The sequence below is a fragment of the Pseudomonas sp. NPDC087697 genome (assembly GCF_044743155.1).
Classification (GTDB): Bacteria; Pseudomonadota; Gammaproteobacteria; order Pseudomonadales; family Pseudomonadaceae; genus Aquipseudomonas.
The window spans coordinates 1-13,698 of record NZ_JBIUVW010000024.1; the positions used below are offsets into that span (position 1 = coordinate 1).

Below are 13,698 nucleotides of genomic sequence, written 5' to 3' on the forward strand. Positions count from 1 at the left end.
CTGTTGCACTTCGTTTACGGCGTGCTCAAGTCGGGTCAACCCTTTGACCCGAAACTTGCGCTTGCCCGGTGAGGCTCAAGACGGTATCTACGGATTTGCATACGGCTTCAACTGCTCGGTGTAGGAGCTGCCGCAGGCTGCGATCTTGGCGATCTTGCATGCGTCGAAAGTCTCTGGTTTATGTCGTAGTGCTGTGCATTTCTCTTAACTGACAGGCATTTCTCACCTAGGGTCTGTTTTTTTCTTGTCATGTTTTCCATGCATGCTCTGAAGACTCAGGGTAAAGCGGCATACCGTCAGTTGAGTTCAGAACTTTCTTCTCGGGCCAGTGGTCATTTATCACGCCCTTGGCACTTTGTTTTCGGACTATTGAGTGGTGATCGAGATGGAAAGTATCAGCCTATTGCTGGGTGAGGCATTGAGCCCGTATCAGGTAACGCTGACCCCGTCAGGTGCCCATGGCGTATGCCTGGTGACATTGAAGAGTACCGCTGGCGCCATCGTGGTCGAACGTGAGTTCAATCAGGCACAGTTCACGGACAAACGGCTGCTGACAGATGTTGTCGACGGATTGCACCGCGACTTGTTGATCGCCGAAGGACGGCTTGAGCCCAGCGTGATTGCGGCTCTGCGCAATGTTGCGCAAGACAAGCGTCTCGCTGTCGGAAACTGAATTGTTTTTTGTGGGAACCTTCCCGTAATCAGGTCAGTCAGACCCTGTATCAACAAGATCAAGCATTCTGCTCCGTTGCTTGTCGCTTGTTGTACGGGTCCTTGTAGGCCACGTTTAACCCCGAGTCGTCTCCCCACTTCTCGGGGTTTCTTTTGCCCGGCGTTTGGTCAGGGCGTCTCATCCTGGAAAAACGTCTTGCGCCAGCGTTGCACCGAAACCTGGCACGCGCAGGTGCGCCGCCACACACCGGCGAATCGCTGACAACCCTTTCAGCTTAGATAGCCCCATCTGCACGCAGTCGCGCGATCTGTTGCGCGTCATAACCAAGCTCGTTCAACACCTGAGCGTTATGTTCACCCAACTCTGCTCCGACCCATTCGCAAGCGCCCGGCGTCTCCGAGAGTTTTGGCACGATGCCCGGCATCTTGAAGTCCTTGCCGTCGGGCAGCTTGGCTTGCAGGAACATTTCCCGCGCGAGAAATTGCGGGTCGCTGAACATGTCTTCGGCGCTGAAGATCCGGCTGGCCGGCACTTCGGCCAGGTTCAATTGCTCGATCACGGCATCCAGTGGCAACGAACTGACCCAGCGATCAATAACTCCATACAGCTCATCGCGGCGGCTATCGCGACCATCGTTGCTGGCCAAAGCCGGATCGTTGGCCAGGTCGTCGCGGCCGATGGTGTGCATGAAGCGCTTGAAGATCGCATCGCCGTTGGCACCGATCTGTACGTGTTTGCCGTCGGCGCTGGTGTGGATGGAGGAGGGCGTGATGCCGGGCATGATGTTGCCGGTGCGCTCGCGGATAAAGCCGAACACGTCGAATTCCGGAACCATGCTTTCCATCATGGCGAAGATCGCCTCGTACAACGCCACGTCCACCACTTGTCCCTGACCACCGTTGACCTCGCGGTGACGCAAGGCCATCAGTGCGCCGATCACGCCCCAGAGCGCGGCAATCGAGTCGCCGATGGAAATCCCGGTGCGCACCGGCGGTCGATCCTCGAACCCGGTGATGTAACGCAAACCGCCCATGGATTCGCCGACCGCACCGAAGCCCGGTTGATCCTTCATCGGCCCGGTTTGCCCAAAGCCCGACAGACGGACCATCACCAGTTTCGGGTTCAGCGCATGCAGAACGTCCCAGCCCAACCCAAGTTTTTCCAGCACACCGGGGCGGAAGTTTTCGATGAGGATGTCGGCTTCGCTGAGCAACTGCTTGAGGATCGCCAGGCCATCAGGGTGCTTGAGGTTTAGCGTCAGGGATTTCTTGTTGCGCGCCTGGACGAACCACCACAGCGAAGTGCCCTCGTAGAGTTTGCGCCACTTGCGCAACGGATCACCGCCATCCGGAGATTCGATCTTGATCACTTCGGCGCCGAACTCGGCACAAATACGCGAGGCGAAGGGGCCGGCGATCAAAGTACCGAGTTCGATGACTTTCAGGCCGGCAAGCGGTTTGGCGGTGAGCGGCATGGGCAATCCTGTAGGACAAGGGCTGAGCGAATGGATCGTTTTATCATAGGCCGGAGCTCCTCGCCCAAGCTTGATGGCCGTCATGATTCGTTGATTGACCCGGCATCGGTTAGACTTGCCGCCTTTCCTCGTATCAAGAAGCCCGTTCATGGCCCAGCCGTCCACGACCTACAAGTTTGAACTGAACCTCACCGACCTCGACCGCAGCGTGTACGAGAGCGTCAAGCAAACCATCGCCCGCCACCCTTCGGAAACCGAAGAACGCATGACCGTGCGGCTGCTGGCCTACGCCTTCTGGTACAACGAGCAGCTGTCTTTTGGTCGCGGTCTGTCGGACGTGGACGAGCCCGCCCTGTGGGAAAAGAGCCTGGACGACCGCGTTCTGCACTGGATCGAAGTCGGCCAGCCAGACGCCGACCGTCTGACCTGGTGCTCGCGTCGCACCGAACGCACCAGCCTGCTGGCTTACGGCAGCCTGCGCGTCTGGGAAGGCAAAGTGATCCCGGCGATCAAAAACCTGAAAAACGTGCACATCGCGGCCGTTCCTCAGGAAGTGCTGGAAACCCTGGCCAAGGACATGCCCCGCGTTATCAAGTGGGACGTGATGATCAGCGAAGGGACGATTTTCGTCACCGACGACCGTGGTCAGCATGAAGTCCAGTTGCAGTGGCTGAGCGGCGAACGCGGCTGATTGTTCACCGCTGGATCGCGTCACCCGGTTTATCCTACGTTTTCAAGAGAAGTACCTGTCATCTCATGCGCATCGAACCTCGCCTGCTACCCGCTACCCTGCCGTTTCTCGGTGATTTGCCACCGCTACTGACTCGCCTGTATGCAGCGCGGGGCGTGCAGTCCGAGGCAGAACTGGACAAGAGCCTGGCGCGCTTGATCCCGTTTCAGCAGCTCAAGGGCATCGAGGTGGCGGTGGATTTGCTGGTGGTGGCGCTGGAACAGCGTCAGCGGATTCTGATCGTCGGCGACTTCGACGCCGATGGCGCGACGGCCAGTACCGTCGGCCTGTTGGGACTGCGCCTGCTGGGCGCCGCTCACGTCGATTATCTGGTGCCCAATCGTTTCGAGTACGGCTACGGCCTGACCCCGGAAATCGTCGCGGTGGCGCTGGAGCGCCAGCCGCAGTTGCTGATCACCGTGGACAACGGCATTTCCAGCGTCGAGGGCGTGACGGCGGCGAAAAAGGCCGGACTCAAGGTCTTGGTGACCGATCACCACTTGCCCGGTGACGAACTGCCGTCGGCCGATGCCATCGTCAATCCGAACCAGCCAGGTTGTGAGTTCCCGAGCAAGGCGCTGGCCGGTGTCGGGGTGATTTTCTATGTGCTGATGGCGTTGCGTGCACGCTTGCGTAGCCTGGGTTGGTACGAGAGCAAGCCGCAGCCCAATATCGGTGAATTGCTGGATCTGGTGGCGCTGGGCAGTGTTGCCGACGTGGTGCCACTGGATGCCAACAATCGGATTCTGGTGCATCAGGGCCTGGAGCGGATTCGCGCCGGCCGGGCGCGGCCGGGTATCAAGGCAATCCTCGAAGTGGCCAAGCGTGATCACTCGCGCATCACCTCGACCGATCTGGGGTTCATCCTCGGCCCGCGCCTGAACGCGGCGGGGCGTCTGGACGACATGAGCCTGGGCATCGAATGCCTGCTCACTGAAGACGTTGCCGCCGCCCGTGAAATGGCCGCGCAACTCGACGGCATGAATCAGGACCGCAAATCCATCGAGCAGGGCATGCAGCGCGAAGCGTTGGCTCAGCTCAAGGACTTGCCGCTGGAGTCGATGCCGTTCGGCTTGTGCCTGTTCGATCCCGAGTGGCACCAAGGTGTCATCGGGATCCTTGCTTCGCGTATGAAAGAGCGCTATTTCCGTCCGACCATTGCCTTTGCCGATGCAGGCGACGGCATGCTCAAGGGCTCGGGACGTTCAGTGCAGGGCTTTCATATTCGTGACGCCTTGAGTGTGGTGGCGGCGCAGCATCCGACGCTGATCAGCAAGTACGGTGGCCACGCCATGGCGGCGGGTCTGACGCTACCGGAAGCGAATTTTCCGTTGTTCGCCGAGGCCTTCGACGCTGAGGTCCGCCGGCAATTGCGTGAAGAAGACCTGACCGGGCGGTTGCTGTCGGACGGCACCCTGGCGGTCGAAGAGTTTCACCTGGAACTGGCCCGCGCCCTGCGCCATGCCGGTCCTTGGGGCCAACACTTCCCGGAGCCGCTGTTTCACGGGGTGTTCCAGCTGGTCGAGCAGCGAGTGGTCGGTGAGCGCCACCTCAAAGTGGTGCTGAAAAGCGAATGTGGTTCGGTGAAACTCGACGGCATTGCCTTTGGCATCGACCGCGACGTCTGGCCGAACCCGACCATTCGCTGGGTTGAATTGGCCTATAAACTCGACGTCAACGAATTCCGTGGGCAGGAAACCGTCCAGTTGATGATTGCCCACATCGAACCGCGCTGAACAGAACCCTCCCTGATCCGCTGATGTCGACTAGGCTCTAATCACTGCTTGATTGGCCTTGTGACGTTTTGTCGTTTTTATTACCCGCGGGGGCGGGTGCCTGCATCCTTTCCTGTCACTCGTCGACTTTTCAAACAGAACCCTGGAGCCTGCCCACTGATTTGAGAGGTGCCCCATGAGTCTGCTGCTTGAACCCTATACCCTTCGTCAATTGACTCTGCTCAACCGCATCGCGGTGTCGCCGATGTGCCAATACTCCAGCGTCGATGGGCTGGCCAATGACTGGCATCTGGTACACCTCGGCAGCCGTGCCGTGGGCGGGGCCGGTCTGATATTTACCGAAGCCACGGCAGTTACTGCCGAGGGGCGGATCACCGCTCAGGACCTGGGCCTGTGGAACGATGAACAGATCGAGCCACTGCAACGCATCACTCGCTTCATTACCGCCCAAGGCGCGGTCGCCGGTATTCAACTGGCCCATGCCGGACGCAAGGCCAGCACTCACCGGCCATGGCTGGGTAAACACGGCAGTGTCAAACCGGCGGACGGCGGCTGGACCCCGGTCGGCCCCTCGCCGATTGCTTTCGACCCTGAACACACACCGCCGACACAACTGACCGAAGCGCAGATCGCCGAGGTGATTCAGGCGTTCGTCGAGTCGGCCAAACGTGCGCTGACCGCAGGCTTCAAAGTGGTTGAAGTGCACGCCGCTCACGGTTATCTGCTGCATCAGTTTCTGTCGCCGTTGAGCAATCAGCGCCGCGATCAGTACGGCGGTTCTTTCGAAAATCGCATTCGGCTGGTGCTGCAAGTGACCGAAGCGGTGCGCGCGGTCTGGCCGGAAGAGTTGCCACTGTTCGTTCGCGTATCGGCCACCGACTGGGTCGAGGATGGCTGGAACCCGGATGAAACCGTGGAGCTGGCGCGGCGTCTGAAAGCGCTGGGGGTCGATCTGATTGACGTGTCGTCCGGTGGCACTGCGGCGAATGCGGAGATTCCTACCGGGCCGGGGTATCAGACGCGGTTTGCCGAGCGCGTGCGCAAGGAGTCGGGAATTGCCACCGGCACCGTCGGATTGATTACCGAACCCGCGCAAGCCGAGCACATTCTGCGCACCTGTCAGGCCGATATCATCCTGCTGGCTCGCGAGCTTCTACGCGACCCGTATTGGCCGCTGCATGCCGACGATGACCTGGGCGGACGCAAGGCCATCTGGCCGGCGCAGTATCAACGGGCAACGAGCCGCGATCAGCCGATTCATGAGTCGGATTTACGTGATTGATCCGGTTCTACCGTGCAAGCCAATAAAAAACGCCGCTTTCCCATTCTGGGACAAGCGGCGTTTTTTATTGTGTGAACAGCACCGCACGGGCGGTGGGCTTTGTGCGTCGCACGAGAGCTCGGAAAGGCTCGCGCGACGACAAAGGGTCGGGTTTACTGATCCACTTTGGTGGTCGAAGTGGCAGCCTTACTCAAGCCCTTTGAATCGTGATCTCCTGGCTTGGTGGCTGAGATCGCAGTGGCCTTGGTAAGTCCGTGCGTGGTTTTTGAATGTGCAATCCCGGACGTCGCCACGCCATGGCCTTTATGGGCATTACGAGCGAGGCCAGTGTGATGGCCTTTGATGCCGTGGTCCCTGACCGCGCGACCGGCATGATCGCTTTCCTGACCTTCCTTCAGGCCACTTAGGCCATGGTCCCTGACCGCTCGGCCGTCATGATCGGCTTCTTTACCTTCAGCACGGCCATTGCTGCCAGCATCAGCAGAATGACCTTCTGCGCGGCCGCCATTGCCGATTCCGCCGCCGTGACCTGCGCCGTTGCCGCCACTACCGCCACTACCGTTACCGCCACCGTGGCTTCCGCCATCTTTTGCATAAGCGAAGCTTGTGGGGAGTAAAGGTGCTGCAGCCAGCATCATTACGCAGGACATAACAGCGACTAGGTTCGATTTCTTTAAAAGCATGATTGCTTCCATAGATCAGGGTAGGTTTGTAAGAACTAGGACGTCTATCACGGTCTATAGTTCTCAGGCTCCCGACGGAAGGCACTATGGCAAGGGGATTACGGATATGACGACTCGTTCAGTTGTAGCTTTTTTGACAAGTATCACGCTTTTGTGTGGCTCAACGGCTCTGCACGCAGATCCTGGCAATGGGAACGGCAACCCGCACGGAAACGGGAACAAAGGCAACAAATCCCAGAACTATCAGCAGGGGGGTGGATACAGAGGCCCGCAGATCGATGTGGGCGGTGTTCGAGTCATCGTCGGTAACAGTCGTGATTATTGGTCGCCTGGCCCAGAGCTACCGCCAGGCATTCAAAAGAAGATTGCCCAAGGAAAACCTCTGCCGCCAGGAATCGCCAAGAAACTCGACGGCAGGATGCTGGAAAGGCTGCCTCGTTATGAGGGCTATGAATGGCAGCAAGTCGGTACAGACCTGATCCTGGTGACCCTCGCAACCGGACTTATTTATCAGGTCCTGCATAACGTGGTGGACTGATTTTCCGGCTGCAAGACGATAGAACGAAAAAGCCCGGCGTCAGGCCGGGCTTTGTTTATCTTACGCAATCTCGGTGGCTGAGCTGCCGTCATCGCGAGCAAGCTCGCTCCCACATTGGATTCGGGTGTACACAAAATCTGTGTTCACACCGGTCAAGTGTGGGAGCGAGCTTGCTCCGGGCGGCGATCCGACGATGGGGCCGATCCGAATATCACTTATTTCAAGCGGCCGCCCAATCCGGGTACTTGCGCTGGTCCGGTGCCGGCGGGAAGTACTGATACAACCAGGTCTCGCTCAACGTCCGGTCATGAGTGCGGATGAACAAGCGCAGTTCCACCGGCGCCACGCTGTCGTCGGTCGGGAACCAGTCGAAGGTGATTCGATAGCCTTTGATGTCATCCAGCATCAGCACGTTGAAATCCTTGACCTGACCGTTCGACGCCGTGACCACTGGTTCGATCCCCGTGCCTTCAGGTAAGCGATCCAGCCCACCGCCGGTAAAGTCGACCGCAAAACGCCGAGCCCAGACCTTAGGATAGTGCTCACCGGGTGCCCAGCCTTCGACGAAACCGCCCATGCCCGAACGGGTGGCATTGACCCGCGCCAGCGGCGTACCCACTGGCGGCAGGGCGCTCCAGTAGAGCTTGTAGCCATAGTTCAGCGAGTCGCCGGCGGCCACCGGTTTTTTAGGGGTCCAGAAGGCCACGATGTTGTCCAGGGTTTCTCCGGTCGTGGGGATCTCCAGCAGGTCGACGGAGCCTTCTCCCCAGGCGGTGGTCGGCTCGACCCACAGGCTTGGACGCTTGCTGTACCAATCGACGGTGTCCTGATAGCTGTCGAACTCATGGTCGGTCTGCACCAGTCCAAAACCTTTTGGGTCCGTATCGGCGAAGGCGTTGAACTGGAGGGTCGCCGGGTTGTTCAGCGGACGGCAGATCCACTCGCCATTGCCACGCCACATGGCCAGCCGATCCGAATCATGGATCTGCGGGTGAAGGGTGTCGCACATGCGCCGCTCGTGGGTGCCGCAGCTGAACATGCTGGTCATCGGCGCGATACCGAGTTGTTCGATAGCGGTGCGCGCGTTGACGTAGGCGTCGATGGCCATCACTACCTGATTGGCCTGGCAGTCGATATCAAAGCGGTAGGCGCCGGTGGCGCTTGGCGAGTCGAGCAGGGCATAGACCACGAAGCGGGTGCTGTCCTTGTCCGGAGTTTCAAACCAGAACTTGGTGAAGTCCGGAAACTCTTCGCGCTTCCTGGCATAGGTATCGATTGCCAGGCCTCGGGCCGACAAACCGTACTGGCCGGTGTTATCCACAGCGCGGAAGTAGCTCGCGCCGAGGAACGACACCACGTCGTGTTTATCCAACTCCGGGGCCTTGAACAGCTTGAACCCGGCAAAGCCCAGGTCGCCCTTGAGCTGCGCGGTATCGACACTGGAATTCTGGTAATTGAACAATGACGGGTGGAAGTGCACTTCCCGCGCCTGACGGGTCTTGGGGGCGACGCTGTACATGCGCACCGGTTGCTTAAAGCCCATGCCGACGTGGAAGAACTGCACGTCGAGTTGCCCGTTCAGGTCATTCCACAGCGAATGTTTGGCGTCGTACTGAATCGCGTTGAACTGCTGCGGCGTCATGTTCGCCAGCGTTGGTGGCAACACCTGCTTGGTGTCGACATAGCCACTGCTGGCCAGTTGCTTGGCTTGCGCTTGCAACGCTTCGAAGTCGAAGGCCTCGACCTCGCCATCGGCAGTCCCGGCCCAGGCGCGCGCGGCCAACAATCCAGTGGCCGAAAGGCCGGTGTAGGCTGCGATGGCCATGGAGGCTTTGAGCAAATTCCTGCGGTGCATAGGACAACCTGTCTTGGACGATCCCGCGGCGTTCCCGGCTGCGTTACGGATCAAAAATAGAGGTTCGGACAAGCCTTCGGCCAAACGCATCGGATTTTAAACAGATGCCGAATAAGATAAAGCGTTCGAAATAACTCGAAAAATGATTAGTTTGCACTTCATGGAAAGCACCAGCAGATGACTTCAGGAGAACCCACATGCTCAGTGATTAGCTCGAGCCCGAGGACATTCACCTGTTTTTTCAATCTACGGAGCGTTTCAAATAAGCGGTTTCATTTATTTGACTAATTACTCTAAAAACTGCTCGTAAACGTTTTTTTGTTCCTACTCTTAGGCTCATGGCCGGCCTTTGCCCTTGAGGCCGGTAAACGTTCAACCGGATTCACGCAGGTGCCAGACACGGTTGAAACAGGAGCAGGGCGATGAGGTAGCTGAAGTTTCATTTCACGTGCAGAGGGACATCGTCCATGGCAAAAGCGCAAGGCATCATCGGATTTTTGGGGCTTTTCTCAGGCATGAGCATCTCACGAAGGTCGCGCCGGCTCAGTTCAGAGGAGGTGAAACTCGTCGAGCAGTATCGCGAGTTATCGGAGAACGACCGGATTGCAATGCGCTATCTGGTGGACGCGATGCGCAGTGTTTCGCGGTTTTGAAGAGAGGTTGTTTGATATCTCGCCTACAGAATGGGCGGACTGAAAACTCGGTCCACCCATTTTTTATGCGGGCTAAATTGTGGTGGTTCAGCCTGCGTTGGCTGTTATCGATGGGCGTTGCGCCAACAATAAGTCAGGCATGTCTCGCCACTTGACCCACGCTTGATCCTGCCAATGCAGCAACGGCACAGACATGCCGGCCCACTGCAACGAACTCAGACTTGGTGATACGGCTTCAGCAGACGGCTGCGAACTGCGCAATGCCGGCAGCACTTCATGGCTCAACCATTGGCGCAGGTTGCGATTTTCCGGAACGAAGTGATGAATCAGCAGGGCGTACATGCCCGACTCACTGACCATCAGTGCTTCGATGGGATTGCCGCTTTTGAGCAACCAAACGTATCGACGCTGATCAGGATCGAGCTTCAGGGTGAGTCGTTGATCCAGCGGGCGCCCCATCAGGCGACCGAGGTCCTGAACGCAGAACCAGGCCTGGTTTTCGTGCATGAAGGCGTGAAGGAAGCGGTTGTGGCGGGTGAAAACGGTCGGGGTGAAATGAGGATGGGTCATGGCCTGCCTCCCACGATAGCGAGACGGCATTTTGTTACGAAGACTTCTGGCGGATTTGGGGTGTGCTTAAGCATTTTTTCGACTCCATGTTGAAAAAGGAGCCGCCACTAATCCTTCGACAGATTGGGGTGGCGGACCGTGCGGCGTTCGAAGTCGGGACATTCTCGATCAACATGGAAGCCGAGAGGCCCGCGCCACACAGCCCACCATAAAGCGAAACCGAAAGGCAAAAAGATGCCCCAGCTCATATGGGGGCGCAGATGCGCCATGTTGATGATTTACCGGCTTCGACCCCGAGTCGCTGATTTTGCAGCGACGGGGTGAAGCCTATCTTCGAGGCGCTCGCGGCAGCAAGTCTACTCCGGCGCTACCTACTGTAGGAATGGGTGTTTTTACGGGAAGGCTTGAGCTGTAGGAATTGCCTGTTTTTGCATGAAGTGCGGAGAAGTAGCGCCGAATGCATAGTTTTTCCTATATTTTTTTCACCTTCACGAATTAAGTGCAGGTTTGCTACATGTTGATCGAATTTTCGGTTTCCAATTATCGCTCTTTCCGTGAGAAGCAAACGCTGTCCATGGCTGCTACGCCGCGCCTGAGCAAAAAGCGCAACGTATTCAAGCCGTCCGTGGATGGAGAAAAACTGCCGGATTTGCTGAAGGTGGCCGCGATTTACGGACCGAACGCGTCCGGTAAATCTTCGCTTATCCGGGCGATGGGGATCATGGGAAGTTTGCTTGCTTCAACACCCACCTCAAATGATGAACCGCTGCCGGTTTCACCGTTTCGTTTTGACCCTCAGCTTAAAGACGAACCCAGTTTTTTTGAATACAACTTCCTTCAAGGCGGGCTTCGCTATCGGTTTGTTCTGCGCATGACTTCGCAGCGGATACTCGAGGAGCAATTGGTCTCCTATCCCAAAGGAAAAGAGACGCTGCTGTATGAGCGTCATTTTGGTGATGAAGGAGAGCGCTATGTTTTTGGTTCAAGCCTTGAGGGTGGTAAAGAGGTACACAATGCCTGGCGACGCCTGACAAGCCCGAAGATGTTGTTTATTTCCCAGGCAGTTGCGAACAGCAGCGAAGAGCTGACCCAGTTGCGAGCGCCATTTAGCTGGTTTCAAACCGGTCTCCTCGTTATTGAACAAAACAACATGATGGGGTTGTCTGCTGCGTCCATCAGGTTTCTGCAGATGGCGTCGGACTATACGGGGGACTTACGAGATTTCCTGGCAGAAGTGGATATCCCGGTATCTGCTATTCAACTCAATACTGATGCGGATTCTGTTCCGAGCAGTAAAAAGCTCACGCTTAAAGAATTCTTCGCTGCGGCCCAAAAAGACAAAGTGACCTTGACGCACACGAGTCTTTTAGGAAGAGCGGAGTTTGATTTTTCAGAAGAGTCCGGCGGCACGAAAAACCTGATTGGATTCTGGCTGCCCTGGTTCATGATCAATCACGCTAATGGGAGTGGGATACTTTCTGTCGATGAGTTGGACAGCAGCCTTCACCCTGCAATAGTCGCTGACCTGATTGAGAAACATCTGGACGGCGGGTTGGATACTCAGTTGATCTTCACGACTCACGACACTCATCTGATGAACGCCAAAACACTTCGGCGCGATCAATTCTGGATCACTGAGCGCGATGCCAATGGTGCAACCAGCCTTTTTTCTGTCCACGATTTTGAAGGGCGAGAGGGAGAGGATGTTGAAAAACGCTACTTTGAAGGCCGTTACCGCGGGTTGCCTCTGATCAGGCAGAGGTGACCAGGTGCGCTCGACAAGGTTATTTGATCGAAAGGCATCACGATTCAAGCCTCAACCTGCCCGCATCACTGCGGGCAGGGCACTGTCGTTACCGACTGATTTTCCACGCATCACCCGCAGGCGCCGTGCCATGGTCATACGGTTTGCCGAGCCACATGTAAATCAGCCCCAGGCCAATGACGATGGCGGTGCTTAGCACCATCGCGTAGTTGATGTACCACGCCGCATCCGGCGTGCGTGGCCAGGCCATGTTGATGATTGCGCCAACGCCATAGACCAGCGCGCCGATGTTCACCGGCAGACCCCAGGCGCCCAGCGTGAACTTGCCGCTGGGTTTCCAGCCACGGGCACGGGCATACAGCGACGCGAGGACGATCATCTGGAACGCCAGGTAGATGCCGATGGCCGCAAAGCTGACGATGGTGGCGACCGCGTCTTGCAGGAAAAAGCCGAGGGCAATAATCAGCGCTGGGAGGACGCCAGACACGAACAGCGCGGCAACCGGAACCTGCGTTGTAGGTGAAATCTTTTTCAGCAGTGCACTGCCAATGATCATTTCATCACGAGCGTAGGAATACAGCAGACGGCTGGCCGCGGCTTGCAGGCTGATGACGCAGGAGATGAAGGAAATCATTACCACGCCCATCACCACTTTCGAACCGACCGGGCCGAAGGCGTTGTTGAGGATGGTTGTCACCGGGTCCTTGTCAGTGCCATTGATCACCGCTTGCATGTCCGGCACGGCCAGAATCAGCGCCAGGCAGGCAAACATCGCCGCGATGCCGCCGATGTATATGGTCATGCGCATCGCCACCGGAATCTGCTTGCTCGGGTTCGGGGTTTCTTCGGCCACATCGCCGCAGGCCTCGAAGCCGTAGTACAGAAACATCCCGGCCAGCGAGGCAGTCAGGAACGCCGGCAGGTAGGAGCCGTCAACGCGGATATCAAAGGTGTTGAACAGCACACTGAGCGGCTGATGGCGCTCGAACACCAGCAGGTAAACACCGACGATCACCGCGCCGACCAGTTCGCAAAGGAAGCCGAACATGGCGATACGCGCCAGTACCTGGGTGCCGCTGAGGTTGACCAGGGTGGCGAACAGGGTCAGCACCAGGGCAATGACGATGTTGGTGTTGTTGCTCGGTTCAAAACCCATCATCGCCGCCAGGTAAGGACCGGCACCGACCGCAACGGCCGCAATGGTTACGCACAGGGCGATGGAGTAGATCCAGCCGACCATCCACGCCCAGCGCTTGCCCACCAAGCGACGGGCCCACGGGTAGACGCCGCCGGAAATAGGGAATTGCGAAACCACTTCACCGAAGATCAGGCAGACCAGCAGTTGGCCGCAACCGACCAGCAAGTAGGCCCAGAACATCGGTGGGCCACCGGCGGCGAGGCACAGGCCGAACAGGGTATAAACCCCGACGACCGGGGAGAGATAAGTAAAGCCCAGGGCGAAGTTTTCCCACAGGCTCATGCTGCGATTGAAGTTTGAGGTGTAGCCCAGCTTGCGTAGCTGCTCGGCATCGCTGTCGGCGGCGATTGCAGGGAGTTCGTTGAGTGCACTCATAGCGTTGATGCTCCGGAAAATCGGCAGATTTCGGATGTCCGAAACCGTGGCTGGGCCAGTGCGGCTCAACCCGGATCGGTGGTTATTGTTTTTGAATTGCGGTGAACCCCTGGTGTGAATCGCCGAGTTCGTCCATGAGATCGAGGTGAGGCCATCGCGAGCAAGC

Annotated in this window: 12 protein-coding genes; 7 read left to right on the forward strand and 5 right to left on the reverse strand. The window is 57.7% G+C overall.

All coding sequences use genetic code 11. The features are described 5' to 3' along the window. The first annotated feature begins 385 nt into the window (after window positions 1-385). Complete coding sequence (locus ACIPIN_RS17115; protein WP_401120404.1) at window positions 386-673, forward strand: DUF3509 domain-containing protein; 288 nt, start codon at window positions 386-388, stop codon at window positions 671-673. Window positions 674-947: 274 nt separating this feature from the next. Here the strand turns inward: ACIPIN_RS17115 and ACIPIN_RS17120 are convergent, their stop codons facing one another. Beyond that, on the reverse strand, window positions 948-2,147 hold the full coding sequence (locus tag ACIPIN_RS17120) for a CaiB/BaiF CoA transferase family protein (RefSeq protein WP_401120406.1): 1,200 nt from the start codon (window positions 2,145-2,147) through the stop codon (window positions 948-950). A gap of 148 nt (window positions 2,148-2,295) precedes the next feature. On the opposite strand from ACIPIN_RS17120, the gene ACIPIN_RS17125 reads away from it, so the two are divergent. The 3 genes from ACIPIN_RS17125 to ACIPIN_RS17135 all read left to right on the forward strand — a co-directional run bounded on the left by ACIPIN_RS17125 (window position 2,296) and on the right by ACIPIN_RS17135 (window position 5,895). Further along, window positions 2,296-2,838 (forward strand): YaeQ family protein, encoded by a 543-nt coding sequence (locus ACIPIN_RS17125; protein ID WP_262114826.1) that lies wholly within the window; start codon window positions 2,296-2,298, stop codon window positions 2,836-2,838. A 65-nt stretch (window positions 2,839-2,903) separates the two neighbouring features. Continuing rightward, complete coding sequence (gene recJ / locus ACIPIN_RS17130) at window positions 2,904-4,613, forward strand: single-stranded-DNA-specific exonuclease RecJ (protein WP_401120407.1); 1,710 nt, start codon at window positions 2,904-2,906, stop codon at window positions 4,611-4,613. 175 nt (window positions 4,614-4,788) lie between these two features. Beyond that, window positions 4,789-5,895, forward strand: a complete 1,107-nt coding sequence (locus ACIPIN_RS17135) for an NADH:flavin oxidoreductase/NADH oxidase (RefSeq protein ID WP_401120408.1) — start codon at window positions 4,789-4,791, stop codon at window positions 5,893-5,895. A 152-nt stretch (window positions 5,896-6,047) separates the two neighbouring features. On the opposite strand, the gene ACIPIN_RS17140 is transcribed toward ACIPIN_RS17135, so the two are convergent. Next, complete coding sequence (locus ACIPIN_RS17140; RefSeq protein ID WP_401120409.1) at window positions 6,048-6,578, reverse strand: hypothetical protein; 531 nt, start codon at window positions 6,576-6,578, stop codon at window positions 6,048-6,050. 106 nt (window positions 6,579-6,684) lie between these two features. On the opposite strand from ACIPIN_RS17140, the gene ACIPIN_RS17145 reads away from it, so the two are divergent. After that, entirely contained in the window at window positions 6,685-7,116 is a 432-nt protein-coding gene (locus ACIPIN_RS17145; protein WP_401120410.1) for an anti-virulence regulator CigR family protein, read from the forward strand. A gap of 220 nt (window positions 7,117-7,336) precedes the next feature. Here ACIPIN_RS17145 and ACIPIN_RS17150 read toward each other — a convergent pair whose 3' ends face one another. Beyond that, window positions 7,337-8,971, reverse strand: coding sequence for a glucan biosynthesis protein D (locus tag ACIPIN_RS17150; RefSeq protein ID WP_401120411.1), 1,635 nt, complete (start codon window positions 8,969-8,971; stop codon window positions 7,337-7,339). Window positions 8,972-9,438: 467 nt separating this feature from the next. Here ACIPIN_RS17150 and ACIPIN_RS17155 point away from each other — a divergent pair, with 467 nt between their 5' ends. Further along, complete coding sequence (locus tag ACIPIN_RS17155) at window positions 9,439-9,624, forward strand: hypothetical protein (RefSeq protein ID WP_401120413.1); 186 nt, start codon at window positions 9,439-9,441, stop codon at window positions 9,622-9,624. Between the two features lie 87 nt (window positions 9,625-9,711). On the opposite strand, the gene ACIPIN_RS17160 is transcribed toward ACIPIN_RS17155, so the two are convergent. Next, window positions 9,712-10,194: a Bro-N domain-containing protein gene (locus ACIPIN_RS17160; RefSeq protein WP_401120414.1), complete on the reverse strand. Its 483-nt coding sequence runs from the start codon at window positions 10,192-10,194 to the stop codon at window positions 9,712-9,714. 514 nt (window positions 10,195-10,708) lie between these two features. Between ACIPIN_RS17160 and ACIPIN_RS17165 the strand changes: the two genes are divergently transcribed. Continuing rightward, window positions 10,709-11,959 carry an ATP/GTP-binding protein gene (locus ACIPIN_RS17165; RefSeq protein WP_401120415.1) on the forward strand — a complete coding sequence of 417 codons (1,251 nt, stop codon included), beginning with the start codon at window positions 10,709-10,711 and terminating at the stop codon, window positions 11,957-11,959. Between the two features lie 88 nt (window positions 11,960-12,047). Here the strand turns inward: ACIPIN_RS17165 and ACIPIN_RS17170 are convergent, their stop codons facing one another. Next, entirely contained in the window at window positions 12,048-13,532 is a 1,485-nt protein-coding gene (locus tag ACIPIN_RS17170) for an APC family permease (protein ID WP_401120417.1), read from the reverse strand. Window positions 13,533-13,698 lie beyond the last annotated feature (166 nt).

Excerpts from the sequence above, each read along its gene's own strand:
- ACIPIN_RS17115 (WP_401120404.1), top strand. The coding sequence starts at position 386 with ATGGAAAGTATCAGCCTATTGCTGGGTGAGGCATTGAGCCCGTATCAG.
- ACIPIN_RS17120 (WP_401120406.1), bottom strand. The coding sequence starts at position 2,147 with ATGCCGCTCACCGCCAAACCGCTTGCCGGCCTGAAAGTCATCGAACTC.
- ACIPIN_RS17125 (WP_262114826.1), top strand. The coding sequence starts at position 2,296 with ATGGCCCAGCCGTCCACGACCTACAAGTTTGAACTGAACCTCACCGAC.
- recJ (WP_401120407.1), top strand. The coding sequence starts at position 2,904 with ATGCGCATCGAACCTCGCCTGCTACCCGCTACCCTGCCGTTTCTCGGT.
- ACIPIN_RS17135 (WP_401120408.1), top strand. The coding sequence starts at position 4,789 with ATGAGTCTGCTGCTTGAACCCTATACCCTTCGTCAATTGACTCTGCTC.
- ACIPIN_RS17140 (WP_401120409.1), bottom strand. The coding sequence starts at position 6,578 with ATGCTTTTAAAGAAATCGAACCTAGTCGCTGTTATGTCCTGCGTAATG.
- ACIPIN_RS17145 (WP_401120410.1), top strand. The coding sequence starts at position 6,685 with ATGACGACTCGTTCAGTTGTAGCTTTTTTGACAAGTATCACGCTTTTG.
- ACIPIN_RS17150 (WP_401120411.1), bottom strand. The coding sequence starts at position 8,971 with ATGCACCGCAGGAATTTGCTCAAAGCCTCCATGGCCATCGCAGCCTAC.
- ACIPIN_RS17155 (WP_401120413.1), top strand. The coding sequence starts at position 9,439 with ATGGCAAAAGCGCAAGGCATCATCGGATTTTTGGGGCTTTTCTCAGGC.
- ACIPIN_RS17160 (WP_401120414.1), bottom strand. The coding sequence starts at position 10,194 with ATGACCCATCCTCATTTCACCCCGACCGTTTTCACCCGCCACAACCGC.
- ACIPIN_RS17165 (WP_401120415.1), top strand. The coding sequence starts at position 10,709 with ATGTTGATCGAATTTTCGGTTTCCAATTATCGCTCTTTCCGTGAGAAG.
- ACIPIN_RS17170 (WP_401120417.1), bottom strand. The coding sequence starts at position 13,532 with ATGAGTGCACTCAACGAACTCCCTGCAATCGCCGCCGACAGCGATGCC.